The sequence below is a fragment of the Gimesia sp. genome, from assembly GCF_040219335.1.
Lineage (GTDB): Bacteria > Planctomycetota > Planctomycetia > Planctomycetales > Planctomycetaceae > Gimesia.
Genome location: NZ_JAVJSQ010000017.1, coordinates 13,249 through 27,513 on the forward strand (window position 1 = coordinate 13,249; position 14,265 = coordinate 27,513).

The 14,265-nt window shown below is 45.3% G+C and carries 18 protein-coding genes; 5 read left to right on the forward strand and 13 right to left on the reverse strand.

Annotation, left to right across the window (positions count from 1 at the left end):
- Positions 1 to 186 precede the first annotated feature (186 nt).
- The 9 genes from cas5 to RID21_RS14655 form a co-directional block, all read right to left on the reverse strand.
- Complete coding sequence (cas5, locus tag RID21_RS14615; RefSeq protein WP_350190027.1) at positions 187 to 825, reverse strand: type I-MYXAN CRISPR-associated protein Cas5/Cmx5/DevS; 639 nt, start codon at positions 823 to 825, stop codon at positions 187 to 189.
- A complete protein-coding gene (gene cas7i / locus RID21_RS14620; protein WP_350190029.1) occupies positions 822 to 1,748 on the reverse strand; it encodes a type I-B CRISPR-associated protein Cas7/Cst2/DevR in 927 nt (308 codons plus the stop codon). Before cas7i ends, cas5 begins: the two co-directional genes overlap by 4 nt.
- A gap of 25 nt (positions 1,749 to 1,773) precedes the next feature.
- Entirely contained in the window at positions 1,774 to 3,351 is a 1,578-nt protein-coding gene (cas8a1, locus tag RID21_RS14625) for a type I-MYXAN CRISPR-associated Cas8a1/Cmx1 (RefSeq protein ID WP_350190031.1), read from the reverse strand.
- On the reverse strand, positions 3,339 to 4,007 hold the full coding sequence (gene cas6, locus RID21_RS14630) for a type I-MYXAN CRISPR-associated protein Cas6/Cmx6 (RefSeq protein WP_350190033.1): 669 nt from the start codon (positions 4,005 to 4,007) through the stop codon (positions 3,339 to 3,341). The genes cas8a1 and cas6 overlap by 13 nt, the downstream gene beginning before the upstream one ends.
- A 94-nt stretch (positions 4,008 to 4,101) precedes the next feature.
- On the reverse strand, positions 4,102 to 4,674 hold the full coding sequence (locus tag RID21_RS14635; protein WP_350190035.1) for a c-type heme family protein: 573 nt from the start codon (positions 4,672 to 4,674) through the stop codon (positions 4,102 to 4,104).
- A 53-nt stretch (positions 4,675 to 4,727) separates the two neighbouring features.
- Entirely contained in the window at positions 4,728 to 5,297 is a 570-nt protein-coding gene (locus tag RID21_RS14640) for a DUF488 family protein, N3 subclade (protein WP_145442689.1), read from the reverse strand.
- A gap of 115 nt (positions 5,298 to 5,412) precedes the next feature.
- The gene (locus tag RID21_RS14645; protein ID WP_350190037.1) at positions 5,413 to 5,841 is read right to left on the reverse strand and encodes a PAS domain-containing protein; all 429 of its coding nucleotides are present in this window, start codon (positions 5,839 to 5,841) and stop codon (positions 5,413 to 5,415) included.
- A complete protein-coding gene (locus RID21_RS14650; protein WP_145442687.1) occupies positions 5,822 to 6,388 on the reverse strand; it encodes a c-type heme family protein in 567 nt (188 codons plus the stop codon). The genes RID21_RS14645 and RID21_RS14650 overlap by 20 nt, the downstream gene beginning before the upstream one ends.
- Before the next feature lie 65 nt (positions 6,389 to 6,453).
- Positions 6,454 to 6,873, reverse strand: a complete 420-nt coding sequence (locus RID21_RS14655) for an RrF2 family transcriptional regulator (protein WP_145442686.1) — start codon at positions 6,871 to 6,873, stop codon at positions 6,454 to 6,456.
- Positions 6,874 to 7,132: 259 nt separating this feature from the next.
- On the opposite strand from RID21_RS14655, the gene RID21_RS30715 reads away from it, so the two are divergent.
- Together RID21_RS30715 and RID21_RS14660 are read left to right on the forward strand one after the other, a co-directional pair.
- Complete coding sequence (locus RID21_RS30715; RefSeq protein WP_502892618.1) at positions 7,133 to 7,270, forward strand: hypothetical protein; 138 nt, start codon at positions 7,133 to 7,135, stop codon at positions 7,268 to 7,270.
- Positions 7,271 to 7,332: 62 nt separating this feature from the next.
- Positions 7,333 to 7,665 carry a cupin domain-containing protein gene (locus RID21_RS14660; RefSeq protein WP_350190039.1) on the forward strand — a complete coding sequence of 111 codons (333 nt, stop codon included), beginning with the start codon at positions 7,333 to 7,335 and terminating at the stop codon, positions 7,663 to 7,665.
- A 503-nt stretch (positions 7,666 to 8,168) separates the two neighbouring features.
- Here the strand turns inward: RID21_RS14660 and RID21_RS14665 are convergent.
- Together RID21_RS14665 and RID21_RS14670 are read right to left on the reverse strand one after the other, a co-directional pair.
- Positions 8,169 to 8,741: a c-type heme family protein gene (locus tag RID21_RS14665; protein WP_145442684.1), complete on the reverse strand. Its 573-nt coding sequence runs from the start codon at positions 8,739 to 8,741 to the stop codon at positions 8,169 to 8,171.
- A 160-nt stretch (positions 8,742 to 8,901) separates the two neighbouring features.
- Complete coding sequence (locus tag RID21_RS14670; RefSeq protein ID WP_145442683.1) at positions 8,902 to 9,321, reverse strand: RrF2 family transcriptional regulator; 420 nt, start codon at positions 9,319 to 9,321, stop codon at positions 8,902 to 8,904.
- 129 nt (positions 9,322 to 9,450) lie between these two features.
- Here RID21_RS14670 and hmpA point away from each other — a divergent pair, with 129 nt between their 5' ends.
- Both hmpA and RID21_RS14680 read left to right on the forward strand, forming a co-directional pair.
- A complete protein-coding gene (gene hmpA, locus RID21_RS14675) occupies positions 9,451 to 10,689 on the forward strand; it encodes an NO-inducible flavohemoprotein (RefSeq protein WP_350190041.1) in 1,239 nt (412 codons plus the stop codon).
- Between the two features lie 745 nt (positions 10,690 to 11,434).
- Positions 11,435 to 11,839 carry a GreA/GreB family elongation factor gene (locus RID21_RS14680; protein WP_350190043.1) on the forward strand — a complete coding sequence of 135 codons (405 nt, stop codon included), beginning with the start codon at positions 11,435 to 11,437 and terminating at the stop codon, positions 11,837 to 11,839.
- A gap of 272 nt (positions 11,840 to 12,111) precedes the next feature.
- Here RID21_RS14680 and RID21_RS14685 read toward each other — a convergent pair whose 3' ends face one another.
- Together RID21_RS14685 and RID21_RS14690 are read right to left on the reverse strand one after the other, a co-directional pair.
- Positions 12,112 to 12,540: a GreA/GreB family elongation factor gene (locus RID21_RS14685; protein WP_194242520.1), complete on the reverse strand. Its 429-nt coding sequence runs from the start codon at positions 12,538 to 12,540 to the stop codon at positions 12,112 to 12,114.
- A gap of 529 nt (positions 12,541 to 13,069) precedes the next feature.
- The gene (locus RID21_RS14690; protein WP_502892617.1) at positions 13,070 to 13,267 is read right to left on the reverse strand and encodes a helix-turn-helix domain-containing protein; all 198 of its coding nucleotides are present in this window, start codon (positions 13,265 to 13,267) and stop codon (positions 13,070 to 13,072) included.
- Between the two features lie 719 nt (positions 13,268 to 13,986).
- Here RID21_RS14690 and RID21_RS14695 point away from each other — a divergent pair.
- Positions 13,987 to 14,265: hypothetical protein (locus RID21_RS14695; protein WP_350190045.1), on the forward strand; the 279-nt coding region annotated here is incomplete at its 3' end.

Here is a 14,265-nt window from a genome sequence, read left to right on the forward strand (position 1 = left end):
ATCGCCTGACGGCATCTAATATATTATCAAGGAGTTTTATAAACCTGCTTTGAATGCTCAACGCCTGACGGCATCTCATATAAAATAGACTTGATCAACATTCAGGATTTCACCATTATACTCAACGCCTGTCGGCATCATCCCATGGATACCAGCATAAATGCTTCACCAAAAAGCCATGATTCATCAGGGCGGGATGATCATCGGAATTTCGTCACGTGAAAGCGTATTCAGATTTCGTGTTTGTATAGTCCCAGTGACATAACGCGTATTGGTAGATTGCACGTGATCTACCCAAACCGGCAAGGTTTGTTCTCCTCTAGCATCCAAAAGGAACATGGTCGCTTCTAAATCTCCTTTCAACTTTGATATTTCCTTGATAACCGAAACGTCATTGACCAGATGGGTACTTTCTCCTAGAGAAAGTCCACCAAAACGATGTGTGTGCTCCGGATATTCCAGCGTAGAGCAGACGCGTTTGTCCAGAGTCGGTCTACTCCGATCTTCCTCTGCTGAATCGAGCCATAGTACCAGTTCTAAATTAGACAATAATTCCTGGTAATCGGGACGAATATTCTCACGCGCCTCAGGACGTGGATTTTTAACTCGCCAGACTTTTCTCAAGACAACACTCTTCACCGGCGCGGAAATAAGTCCTGCAGTCACTCGACAGCCGATATGTCGCTGCCGATCACATTCGCCAACCAGCGATAACAGGAATCCGTAACACGTTGCCGGTGGTGGTAAAAGATGAGTTTCCAGATATTCCCGCGCGTATCCTTTCCGGAAACAGGAGATGGGCACAGTTACACGAACTCCAATCACGGTTGGGCCTCGTTTCCTATTAGCTTCGACATTCTATCAAGCACGGAGGCACACGCAGCTTTCACTCCCATCGTTTCGAGGCCCCTGTTTTTCAATTGTTGATACAGGGGAGATTCGAAATCACTGACGCCACATATCAATTCTTCAATCTGAATATCGCCAGAATCCAGGCGTGCAAGGAGCTGATCAACGGAAACAGTCTTCCCGTGATCGTTCGACTCGAAACAATAAAGAATTCGAGGTGCCGGATCGTGGGTCAACCGGAATACAACGGCATCGGGAGAGAAGTCATATAAGAATCGACCTTGATTACCTGCCACTGTCCCCAGGTGACACAATGCTTCAATGGCGGAGGCTGCCCTGGACTTTTCCCGTAGACTTTCCGGTGTCAGTGACATGCCGTACTGATATCGCGTCGCATGCATTTCACAACCATAAGGAACCGGATGTTTGAATTTATCCTTACCACGAACCGCCGCTGGTGTCGCTCCTGGACTGGCAGCATTGAATGTGACGTCACCGTTCCAGGGGGTTAAAGAGACTGCTCGAGTCAGTTCCAGTACAGCACGACGGACTTTGGTAGAAGTAGTACCTTCGGTTTTGGCAGCCTCAGCCCGCATATACCCCAAAAGGTCATCATCAATATAGGTTTTGCCAGAGTCAGTATCCCATCCTCGAAATTCCGGATCCTCCCAGGAATTGGTGCGTTCAGTCTCATTCCAGCGTCGATTCGTACCTGAGTCTTCCAGATCTGCCAGACGTCTCCGCAGTGAAAAACGTATCGCTTCCGCGCTCACGGTAGAATGCGGCTGTCCCAGCCAGAGAATTTTTTGTAAAGTTGTGATATTACCATCGGTTTCCGCCCGATTATTAGCAGCGGTCCCATAGGGTGTTACAAAATTAGCATAGACATGCAGGGACATACCCAGTCTCCACGTTCTTAAATATTCAGGCAGATTGTTTCAGTTTCTGTTCTTCACTGACACGTCCAGAAAAACAAACCAGAGCCAGCAGACTTAAATCGCGACAACGTAGCCAGTCTTCATTAATGAATGCCAGACATTGGTTGTATTCCGTAGATGATGTTTTTTTAGATCTACTTTGATTCAACAATTGGCTGAGCAGAGACCGCAACTGTGATTGACATTGCGTCCTGGCTAGTTTGAGTCGTATCTTCTCATAAGCCCATCCACAGGTTGATGGGGCAGACCGTCTTGCTGAATGGATTGCTCCTGATCTTTTCCCGGAAAGCAGACCTGTTACTGCATTCTGAATCATGCCAACCAGCAATCGCTCTTCATCTCGGCCCCAAATTCCGGGAGTGGAGATGAGCTGATGCAGCCCCTGGGCTTCATACATGACCTGATCACGAAACAGTCTGCCAGTATTAGGATTAGTTTTGGACATCATGCTCGAAAACCCTGAATACCAGGGTTTCCGATCTATCAGATTCTCTGCTATCAGGGATCGCATGATACTGTCGACCCGATATCCAGATTGAAAAGCTTTAACGGTTGTCTGCTTCGAACTGGATCTATTGAGGTCTGACTCTAATGCAACAATTCGAGGCCGCAGCGCGTCATACACGATTTGAAACTGGCTGATTGTCAGATCATCCAATGCTGCAACTTCGCAGGTCTTAACGCGAGACTTAATTTGAAGGGCCCAGGGAGTGGGCTGAAATGTGACTGAATTGATTCCCAGTTTCGCACCGACCCTCGTTTTAGCCTGTAAAATCGCATCGGCAGAATTCAACACGCGACATTCGCTGGCATGTTGTGGATTTAGTCGGGGACGCTGCTGAATAAATTCATGCAAATCTTTTACCTCTGGTACGAGCAGTATTCCAACACCTCGATTCACTGCCATTGCCAGACAACCTACCAGAGAAAAATACAGTGGCAGAATACGTTTTAATGGTTCTTTGATAGCAGTTTGATTCTTGAAAGCAAAATGACGGATGGATGCTCCCGGATAGATTGAGCTGTCGATTCTTATCGGTTGAGTCTGAAATCGCCCGTGTTGATCAATCAGATCTTTCCAGCCAGACTGCTGCTTGAACCAGGAGCATTTTCGATAAGCCACAGGTACCTCCCAGCTTCCCCCATCAGGTAAGTGATGAGAGACCTGCGATTCGTTTTTTGCCAATTTTCGCGAAGTCCCGTGTTGCAAAAATGTCAGAAGGTAACCGGCCTGTAAATCTGCCAAAAATGCTGAATCCGGAGGAGAATGAAACTGCCCAGGCAGAAAAATAAGACCGTCGGAATTGATTTGAAACCCGAATTCAAAGAGTTTCTGGAGCGCATTTGCAGCCTGCTGAGGTTCAGAAAGTTCCAACGTGATAGAGTCAGTCTTGATCTCAAAGCGAAAGGGATAATCCCAATTAGTACCTGCTCCTGAATACATTCCCTTTTGCCATGCATGAAGCGTGCAGGCCAAACCGCCCAGCCCCGCACGATGTAGGGGAGACATCCCCGGTGCATGGAGCTCTAATTCAATCGTTTTTAAATCATTTATCGATTCCATAGCCGCCCTGCCCCTATCGTCTCATCCATATCTGTTACCATCTTTTTGTTCCGCGGTCGATATGCAGTGAATAAACCACAGCCCATATGCCGCCTTCCACCGACCCCCATGATCTGCACCTGGAAAGATTCTTCCTCAGTCAAATTCTCTAACAAGACTTCATACCCCACGATTACTTTATCTTTAATTTTTAGAGTACGTCGTTTTCGAATATCAACCTTGCCTTCAGGATTCACGTCATAGCTAGAGAGCTGTTTTTCTATTGACGCTCGAAATGATAAGGCATCCAACTGAGCCGCATTTTGCCCCGCTACCTTGATTATTACCAGTCTGCTCCAAAGTGTAGGGGCAGCAAGCAGAGCAGTCACTTGAGGGACTCCAATCCGTATCTTTGCCTGATTCACCTGAATCGTTTTTCCCGTCAGGCATAAGAACTGAAAGATCTGCTCTACCGGGGTTCTCAGCACCAGACTACTGCCCGTCCGTAACTTCAAGTGATGATTCTGGAGATATTTACCGCGCAATGAGTGAATACCGATTTTGTTCTTCTGATGCAAATCAGGGACCAGGTTTGAAAGAGCAGCATACAGATGATATCCATGATCAACGGGGACTGAATCTTCTGTTGTAATCCGAAATTTCAGATCGACGTACATAACCACTAACTGTCACTTACCTGAGAAAAGCTTTCTTTTTGCTGAGTCTGTCATCAAAACAGCGCAGCCTAAACTAGATAAACTGAAGATAGGATTATTCAGCTTTGCCATGTGATTTTACGGGCATAGAAATCACTAATCCCGCCACGCGATCTCGGTTATCTCGACGCATCGGAAGATGACACTTCAAACACTGGGATGGTAGTCGGATCTTTCCGGTGTAATGGAATTGGTCATCGATTACCTGTTCATAACTGGCTTTACCCACTGACAATTCTTTGACAGACATTTTCTCAAATTCAGTTTTGGGTTCGTTGTCAATGTTCATCGCCTTCGCGTTTACAGCCAGCCAGCGAATCTTTACCCCATGAGCACGGTTCAGCTCTTTAAAAACATCTTCCAGAGAATGTGAGGGGATCACTCGACTCTCATCCTCCTGAAAAAAATCGCGGTGTATTACCTGCAGTGCGCCATGAATAGTCTCATGTAGAATCCGAGCGCGTATTTGCGCCTCACCGATTGTCGTCGGTAGAGATTTCAATGTTGAAAGCGCTGCTTTGTCATTTGGCTTTTCCGCCTGTACGATGGGCAGTGAACGTCTCCCCTGCCCCAGACTGAGATAAAGCAACCCAAATCCGACAAAAAGCAGCAGTCTAATTTTATTCATATTCTGATTTCTCAATTCAAAATTTAAAGAATGGCTCCGAACATATCATCCCCTTAAAAATCACCAGGGAGTAAATCTACGATATACCTCCAGCTTTGTTTGTCAGGCATCATCCAGGTTTTATGTTTCGTATACCATAGACCTCCCAGCGCGATAATCTCACTACGTACAGGAAATGTGTGGCCGCCAATCATTAGTCCCGCGCTCCAGCGATGCTGGCATTCTAAATGAATCAGCTGATCTTCGATTACAGTCGCCAGGTTTTGATTTGCTGAACCACTCTGATAGACCAGGATCAGCAAGCCCTGGCAGGCTAAACTTCTGAGCTGTTCGCATAATGAAACCTGTGATATTAGTTGACAGCGATATCGTCGACGGAATTCATACCAGAGCTCTGGATGATGCGAAAACCATTCTTGTAATTCACGGTTTGGATTCAATCCTGGCAACCACCAGAGCTCATTTCTCAAATTGCCTGGCGGTACATAAGTGTCACACCAAACAACACTATCCGTCTCATGGGTGACGAGGTCATCAATATGCACTGAACAAACATGGAATCTATAGTTAGTCATAGGAGTTTTATCGCGGATAGGTTCTATCCACTTTTCGATATTCGACACCGCTTACCATCATCTATTCATTGACTAGCCGTAAGAGAGCTTAGCCGGTATTAACACGTTGGCCACCTTTCACAGCCCTTTTGAATTCTTATCCAAATTATTAAATCAACAATGATTACTGATCGTATTGGCGAATAGTATCCTCTCGAATAATCGCACCGATATTCACAATCCTCTTATTTTCATCTCTCACAACGCCAACGGTCAGCGCTCCCGGAAACTGAGTCTGGTCTTTGCGCAACATGGGGACATGGATCAAATCGCTTCCCAGACGAGTCTGATTCAGGCGCATGGCTTTGTAAAATCCTTCCCAGTGTGCTTTGCGCGATTGCGGAGGGATAATCAGATCCAGCGACTCTCCGAGTGCTTCAGTAGACGTATATCCAAACAGGCGCTCGGCTCCAGGATTCCAGAGGACAAACCGCCCATCACGATCGACACTGATAACAGCGTCTCCGAATGCATTTATGAGTGTGTGCAATTCAGAATGAAACTGCGTAGCCTCCGGATCTTTATGGAGAGACTCACTTGATTGGTAACTCATAGCTGATCGCTCCTATCGGTTGTCCATCCTTCACATCCTTGTAGTGAGGGTGGCACATGACACATTTTTTCATCACCACGGGAACAGGCGTCATCGCCTGCAGGTAGGGCCGCCCTTCTTTGATGATTACCTCCTCATAGTAAGGTTCACCTGATTTGAGTTTTCGAACGCCTTGCTTCTCGAATTCGGTCTTGGCCACATTCTGGGGTTCGTAAGGCTCACCTGTCACATCCAGAAGGCGTACATGATGAAAGCCTGTTTTGCCGACTCGCTTAAATAACTCAACCGCCGCGCTGCCTGCAGGAAAGTCGTCATCGTCATTTACATACTTATCTGTAATAAGCACAATCGCCTGTTTATAGATATCATCCAGCATTTTGACGGTTTGACGAGTCCGTTTAACCGCGGACTTTGAAGGCTGTCCAGGCTCTTGAGCAGTCGGCTCGTCAGACGTTTTTCCAATCTTTTGATCTTGGCCTGTTAAATCGAGAGTAAAGAGAAACAGAATAGTCACTGCGAGGCTTGTAACAATTCCTGTCTTGAGCATGAGGCTTCCTTTCTTCCTACCAGATGAAGATTAATTTCAACTTCAATGCAATTACCAGAATATGATTAAGTTAAATTCAACAACTGTTGCTTTGAAAGGGCAACACCAGCCAAGGTAACACTGTTGAGATACTCCAGTTGAATCCGTTCGGCCTCTGCCAGAACCCCTTTAAGCTTACAGAATGGCTGAATCACACAGACATTATCAGTCCCAACGCAATCCAAGAGGTGCAAGCTACCTTCAAAGCGTTCGATCACTTCTCCCAAACGTATTTCTTCAAGAGGGGTTGCGAGTTCAATTCCTCCCCCTAACCCTCTAACACTGCGGATATATCCAAAGCGTGATAGCTGATTGACTACCTTCGCCACATGATTACTTGAAATCTGGAAGAGGGTGGCGACATCTGCGACCGTGACCCGCTCGTCTTGAGACGCCAGGTACATCAGAGTTCGCAACGCGTAATCAGTTTGCACGGTGAGTTGCATTTTCAATCCTGATCTGTAATAAACATGTATAAGAGATACATCTTTTACGGAATATAGATATGAGTCACCTTTTTGTCAACAATATTTATAAAATGGTGTTGATCACAAATGCAGATTCGACGACCCGTATTCTGCTTGGGAAACACTTCCAGAGTATAAACGACGGCGAGCTATGAATCGCGCATGGGTAGCGTTTGCAACAGTGTTAGTATTCCCATTTCTCGCTTTGGAATGGACCGGAAGTCGAATCTATCAACGGATGCCCCCCATTCCTGACAAAGTTTTAACGCCGGATGAGAAACGACTGATTGACTCGCGCGCGATTGAGCAAGGACACAATATCTGGCAGTCCACGGGAGGTATGGAGGTCGGCCCTATTTGGGGACAATCGAACTAGTTCGATTAAGTTTATAGGTATCACTGAATTCTCGAAATAATCATTCAATAGAGGTGTCATATATGGCTATCCCACATGCAGAATCTGGAACAATCATTAAAATCGACCCACTGAAACAAAAGCTTTCAGAGACTAAGACTCATACACTAGCCAAGACAGACAAGCTTGAAATAATACGCCTGATCATGAAGAAAGGAAAAGAAATATCCCCTCATTCCAGTCCAGGTCCTATCACTGTCCAATGCCTGGAAGGTCGGGTTCAGTTTTCTACTCAGGGAAAGGATCTTGACATGGTTCCAGGGAATTTAACTTTCCTGAATGGTGGCGAGACTCATTCCGTAAAAGCGATTGAGGATTCATCATTGCTTTTGACATTACAAATCATGAAGCATTGATTCATCTCCTCTGGCATAACGCTTCTATAGCAATCTAAGCTCAGGTGAAAAGTGAAATCGGTTGGTACCGTAGATCGATTTACTTAATTGGATAAAGCCCTTCACTCGCCTTTTCTGGGTCTTATTAATCCCAAGGGCCTGATGACAATCTCATTAAAGAATCTACTACGTTTCGACTGGGACATCATCGACGGAATACTTACTGCTGTGTCGGCAATCGTACCGCATATGCTACACGTACTTGATGTAGAAGCTTTATCTGCAATCATGGTTGTGTTACTGGCGTTACTATTGCTTAGAGACCTGAGGAGAGAAAATTTTGATGGGGATATTTTGATTTGCTTCAGCTAACAAACTCAGAAGATCTGACCTGCAATTTGGAATAATACCAACAGATACTGTCCTTGTCGGTCCACGACACCTGAGGAAAGTGCACAGAAAGTTTGCTGAGCAAGCCAAAGCGAATATGGCTGGTTTAACATATGTTTCCTTATCAGCTCATATCATTTTATTGGGATCGATATAATCAATCCAGCAAATCGATCTTTCGTATTTTTCTTTCCAAACCCAACATGACAGCTCAAACAACCATGATGCATTAATGAAATCGCACCTGCTCGCTGGTAAACACCATTTTCGACTTTTTCATACATCTCTTTACCCGACGCCAGTTCCTGAGCAGCCTTTTTTTCAAAATCGGTTTTCGGCTCGTGGTCGATACTCATCGCGCGGGCATTTACGGCAATCCATCGGGCCTTGATTTTCTCTACTTCCTCCACATCATCAAACATTCGTTGCATTACCCGTGCAGGAACAGCAGCTCGCTCATTGATAAAATAACTTCTATGCATGGAATCCAAAGTCGCCGAATATATATTGTGAGTGAGTCGCGCCCGTAAACGTGCCTCGTCGATTGACATCCGCCGTTCCAGTTGCTTTTCATCGGTTTTCTTTGTCGCCCCTCTTTTTAGCCCCTGTGCCTGGGGGAGGCTCTCCTGCCCTGGTGGTTCAGCGAACGAAACCAAAGTACAAGCCAAAACACATCCGCATAGCATCACTGATACTTTAATCATCATTTCCTACTTTCTCTAAACGGTTATTGAAGCAGAAATCTTCATCACAACCAGTCAAAGGTAAATTACTAAAGATACAAATTTCCATTTCAAGATTTGGGTGATCGCCTCTCTTTCTATAAAAATAGAATCAACGAAAGTTAAGTTCCCTTCGAAAATTTCATCAACTCTCGCATAAGGGAACGATCGTTGTGGTGGACTCAAGTAGCTGGCCGATTGTCACGCGAGCGAATGCAGCTTCCGCTTCGGCATATACACGATCTAACTCTGCGTGTAAGGGACAGAGACTGGTGTGCGATTTCAGCCCCAACGGACAACTATTGATTCGTTCCATGGGAGCGATAGCGCTCACGATATCCAGAATTGAAAGTTCTGAAGGATCAGTAATCAATTCGTAGCCCCCCTTGGGGCCACTTCGCGACTTCAGAATTCCTCCAGCGGTGAGGTCCTGCAGAACACGCGTGAGATACCGTCGGGGTACTTTGGTCTTTTCTGCCAGATGATCTGCCGATTCGGGTTTATGGGGTTGCCCCGCCAGGCAGGCTACTGCACGCAATGCATATTCATGAGTCTTCGAAAGCATCTGATTTCCCGAAAAATATATGGAGGTCCACAATTAGGCGTTGACGTACAAGAAAAACAATTCTATACATTTAGGTGTAGTATAGTTAACTTCCCACATATAGCAAGTTTTTCTTCAGGAGAACCATCAATGCTAAGTGATAAAACCATCGGTATTGTCAAGAATATCACTCCGATTGTCGCGGCAAATGCGGAAACCGTCACTCGCGTTTTCTACCAGAAGATGTTCGCAGGGAACCCGGAAGTCAAAGCTTTCTTCAATCAATCACACCAACATTCCGGTGGCCAGCAAAAAGCTCTTGCTGGTGCCATCTGCGCTTATTTTTCACACATTGATGATCTGGAGTCCCTCACGCCAGCAATTGAGCTCATTGCTCAGAAGCACTGCTCTTTAGGTATTCAACCCGAACAGTATCCGATCGTCGGCAAGCACTTATTGGCAGCGATTCAGGAGGTTATGGGAGAAGCTGCCACAGACGAAATCTTGGCTGCGGTGGGCGAAGCTTATCAACTCCTTGCAGATGTATGCATAGAACGTGAGCGACAAATTTATGCTGAACAGCGTGCTTTAACTGGAGGCTGGAACGGCTATCGTCCGTTTATCGTTGAACGTAAGGAATCAGAGAGTAATGTCATTACATCCTTCTATTTGAAGCCTGCCGACAATGGCCCACTTCCGACCTGGATACCGGGCCAATACATTACCGTCAGAATTGATCATCCAACCACTCCCACTTCACCCCGCAACTACAGTCTTTCGGATCAGCCTGGTCAAAACTATTTTCGTATCAGTGTTAAACGCGAAGTGAGCCTCACCCCTGATGCTCCTGCTGGACTGATTTCGAATTATCTACACGATGAAGTTCAGGTTGGCGACACCTTGGAAATCGGCCCGCCTTGCGGAGAATTTACATTGAATCTCTCTGATCAGCGTGAAACCCCGGTTGTCTTCCTTGCCGGTGGCGTTGGTGTCACTCCATTATTATCGATGGCAAAATCGTTGATCGCTTCTCAGCCTGAAGCCCCTCTCTATTTTTTACAGGCAGCACGCAACAGCCAGACTCATGCTTTCAGAAAAGAACTTCAAGAATTAAAAGATAATGGTCCAAACGTCAGAACGCTTACGATGTATGATTGCCCTCTTGAAGAAGACGTCGAAAGGGAAAATTATGATTCGAATGGCGTTGTAGATGAAACAATCATTCGTGACTGGACTCCCTTCGAGAATGCCGAATTTTATTTCTGTGGTCCTAAACCGTTCATGCAGAACGTTTATTCTTGCCTACACTCCTTGAATGTCTCAACTAATCGAATTCATTTTGAGTTCTTCGGACCACGCCAGGACATAGAGTCCTTGGCCAACTCTTGAAAATGATTCATAGACTTGATTTCACATAGAATCAAATACTCGTCGATCCCACAAGAATTATTAGAAATTAAAGTATCCTACTAAACCCCCAATGCGCATGACGACGATATTTTTTTATATGTCCTCCTGAGTCAGCTGAAAATCAGGAGCACAATGAGCGCAACACTATGGCTTGGATTCGTCCAGTTCCAATCAATCATAGTGGATGAATGCATCCGTTTCTTCCTAACACGGATGCATTCATTTTTTCCACACAGTGGCTTTTCATCAATGAAATTGGTGCTTTGATTTCGTCTGGAATTCTTTCCTGCTCCCATAAATAAGAATCCATCGGCTTCATTACAGCTTATTCGCTCTTGCCGTGTTGCAGGTTATCTGTTGAAGCATGGCTACGATTTAAGGCCGTTCAAACCCGGCCATTCGGATCTGCTTGCTGCCGGATTGAGGAAATTCGAGGAATAGCTGAGCAGACAATCCTTCTGACCATGACAACATTTCTCGTCTTGTCAGCACTGAATGACAATTGTCAACATTAGTTGACAGTAAATCTGAAATGACGATACACAAGACAACAAACATGGTCAAATCAACTAGCATCTTGCCATTTTCAAGCTTACTTTGACTATGCTAAGTATCCTCTGAATCGGCCCGATAATTGCATCATGGATTTACTGACATAATTTCAGAGACAATGTAATGTTGTGTTCTAAGATTATCATTTTCTAAAAATCCAGGGATGTAATTGATGAACCAAAAACGAATAGTAATTTCCAAAAGTGATCATCGAAAATTGTCGCTATTGCTGCAGAGCGAGTTCACACAGGCGATTGGCAATAACCCCTACATCTCGCGATTAAGGGGGGAGTTATATAACGCCGATATTGTAGAGCCGGATTTTATACCACCAGACATAGTGACGATGAATTCGCAGATAAAACTGATTGATCAGGACTTGAATGAGGATGAGATCTATACCCTAGTCTACCCAGACGAGGCAAACATAAATGACGGAAAATTATCAATCCTGACCCCGATTGGCACCGCAATATTCGGCTGCAGGATTGGTGATGAAGTGAGTGGCTATGCAAGTCAAATGCTGATCAAAGAGATCATTTATCAGCCCCAACGCTCCGGTATAATGTCATCATAAACGGATCACGGGTAAGGTTGTCTCCATAAGCTGAAATCACGCTGATAACTCAGCTAAGAACCTGTGGAGTAATTTCATTTGAAAAATGGCAGGGCCCTCTGCAGTTAAACAATAATCTTTTCAGAGTACAAAAAATACACAACAGGTATGAAAAATCCCACGGCTCCTAAAGTGTCTGAATCTTTATAGATGTTGATCGGACTCAATTATCAAAGTCCGGCCTCTTTACCTGGTGAGTTTTAAGTATATGAAATCCCAATCCGAAATAAGCATTATAATTCATAGTGCTTGGTAGCTTCGGGCTGAAAGCAGATCATATCCAACTGGATTTGCTTTGTCCCCTCCGGAAATTCCCACTCTATAGTATCCCCAACGCTATATCCCAAAATTGCTACTCCCAAGTCGGAGAGGATCGAGAGCTTTCCTTCTTCCAAATCAGCATCTTGAGGAAACACGAGCGTGTAGACCCGTTGCTTCCCAGTCTTGCAGTCAGTCATTTTGACTTGAGTATTCATCGTGACCAGATATGGCGGAATTTGATCTGGAGGAACTATCTTTGCTCGTAATAATTCTGTCTCAAGATGACGGATATATGAAGGAGGTGGTGACGCAAATTGATTTGCAACGAGCAGCAGTTCTTGTAGCCTGCTGTAATCGTACTCGGAGATAGTAACCGCCCGATATTTATTTGGATTCGACATTTTGCACATTCCTGTGGAGAACGTATCAGTAAGTGGTTTACAACAATTCAAGTAATTCTCAATCTAAAATAAAGCGATCCAATACCGGTCCAATTCATGTAGAGTAAAACTATATGAGCACACAATATATCATCAAGTAAACGCATCTTTTCTCAGTTGGACCAGATAAGCTGTTCTGCATATGTTAACTTCACTGAAAGCGAAGAGTTGGGCACGCACTAGATCCTTTGCTCTCCATTTTCCAGATCCATGAGCTGAACGTCAACTAGATAGAGGCCTTCCAGCTGACATCCCCGCGTTCTGAGGATATTTCATACAGGCTTCAGATACGGGCTAGATCACGTAACCGGATACGTAATTCGGTCCATTCGTCTCGAACACTTTTGTAGCGGTAGCTGGCTCGTGGAAATTTCAATACCCTGCAATCACGACGTTCACTTTGGGAATAACCTTCCTGAAGCCGCTTCACCACTACGTGACGACAATCAGACCTCATGCCTTTCCCTGGACGACATCCTGCAGCGTCTTCTTATCGAGGCTGAGGTCGGCCACGAGCTGTTTCAGCTTCTTGTTTTCTTCCTCGAGTTGCTTCAGACGCCGCAGTTCGGCACCCCCATCCGGCGTACTCCTTCCTACAGCGATAGAAGGTCTGCTCAGAAATGCCCATCTTGTGGGTCACTTCCGCCACTGTGGTTCCTGATTCAGCCTGGCGTAAAGGAAAAAGCAATTTGTTCTTCTGTGTAGCGTTTTCGTTTTATAGATCTGATCCCTTTCCGGAATACAAGATAACAATATCTCTCGCATTCCGCATGGATCAAGAAACAGGGGAAGGGGCATTGTATCAATGGCTTTCTCCGATAGGCTATAGCAATACGAAAGTGAGAGGCCTTAAGAGATAACGAAAGGCAACCTTAATCCTGGTTAGCCAGAAGAGATAAAGCTGATTGAATTCACAGGTATTAAATAGCAGTTGTAATTAGTCTTAGTAAACGATGAGGGGGGCAGGGGCATCTTGATGGACTCGGTCTCGGTGATGATATGTTGTTAAATATGGAGAATCCACTTTCTTTATACCCGACTGAGGCACAGTCCACATTCGCTGGATGACCGCTTTCAGAACTCTGAGAAACCTTCACTGGCCGCAGTGCCACAGTGTTTATGAACTCCACCTTCCATTCAGGTGTCGTGCTTTCAGATAAAAAACAACTGCATGCGACTTACCATAAGTGGCTGTTTTTCTGCGAGTGACTGATAGAAGAAATTATGATTCGCCCGTCTCGTTCTCAAACTGCTGTTTTTACGACGGGATTCCTAACCACTTGCTTACAAAGTTGCAATAACCCAAATCTGGAAGGCATGTTTTTATGGCCCAGTATTTGCTTCTCTACTGGAATTGAGATTTATCGTTTTCGATTCACGAATGTCCCTGATGAAGGAGGGCTGAACATGCTGATGAAATCAAATCATGAAACCCGTTCCCGCCAGAAAATCAGGCGACACACACAGGGTTCGTTTGAGAGGCTGAGTGCTTCACGGATTACACCTTACGTGGAAACTCCCGCGACGCGAATGTCACGCAACGTAGAAGAAACAGACTCGTATCGGGCAGAGTCTTTCATGGTCATCCGGCTGATCCTGATCCTGGTACTGTTGGGAATCACACCCTTAGTCCTGTTCCTGCTGTCCTTACAGCTGTACCCGGATTTGCTGCATATTGATATCACA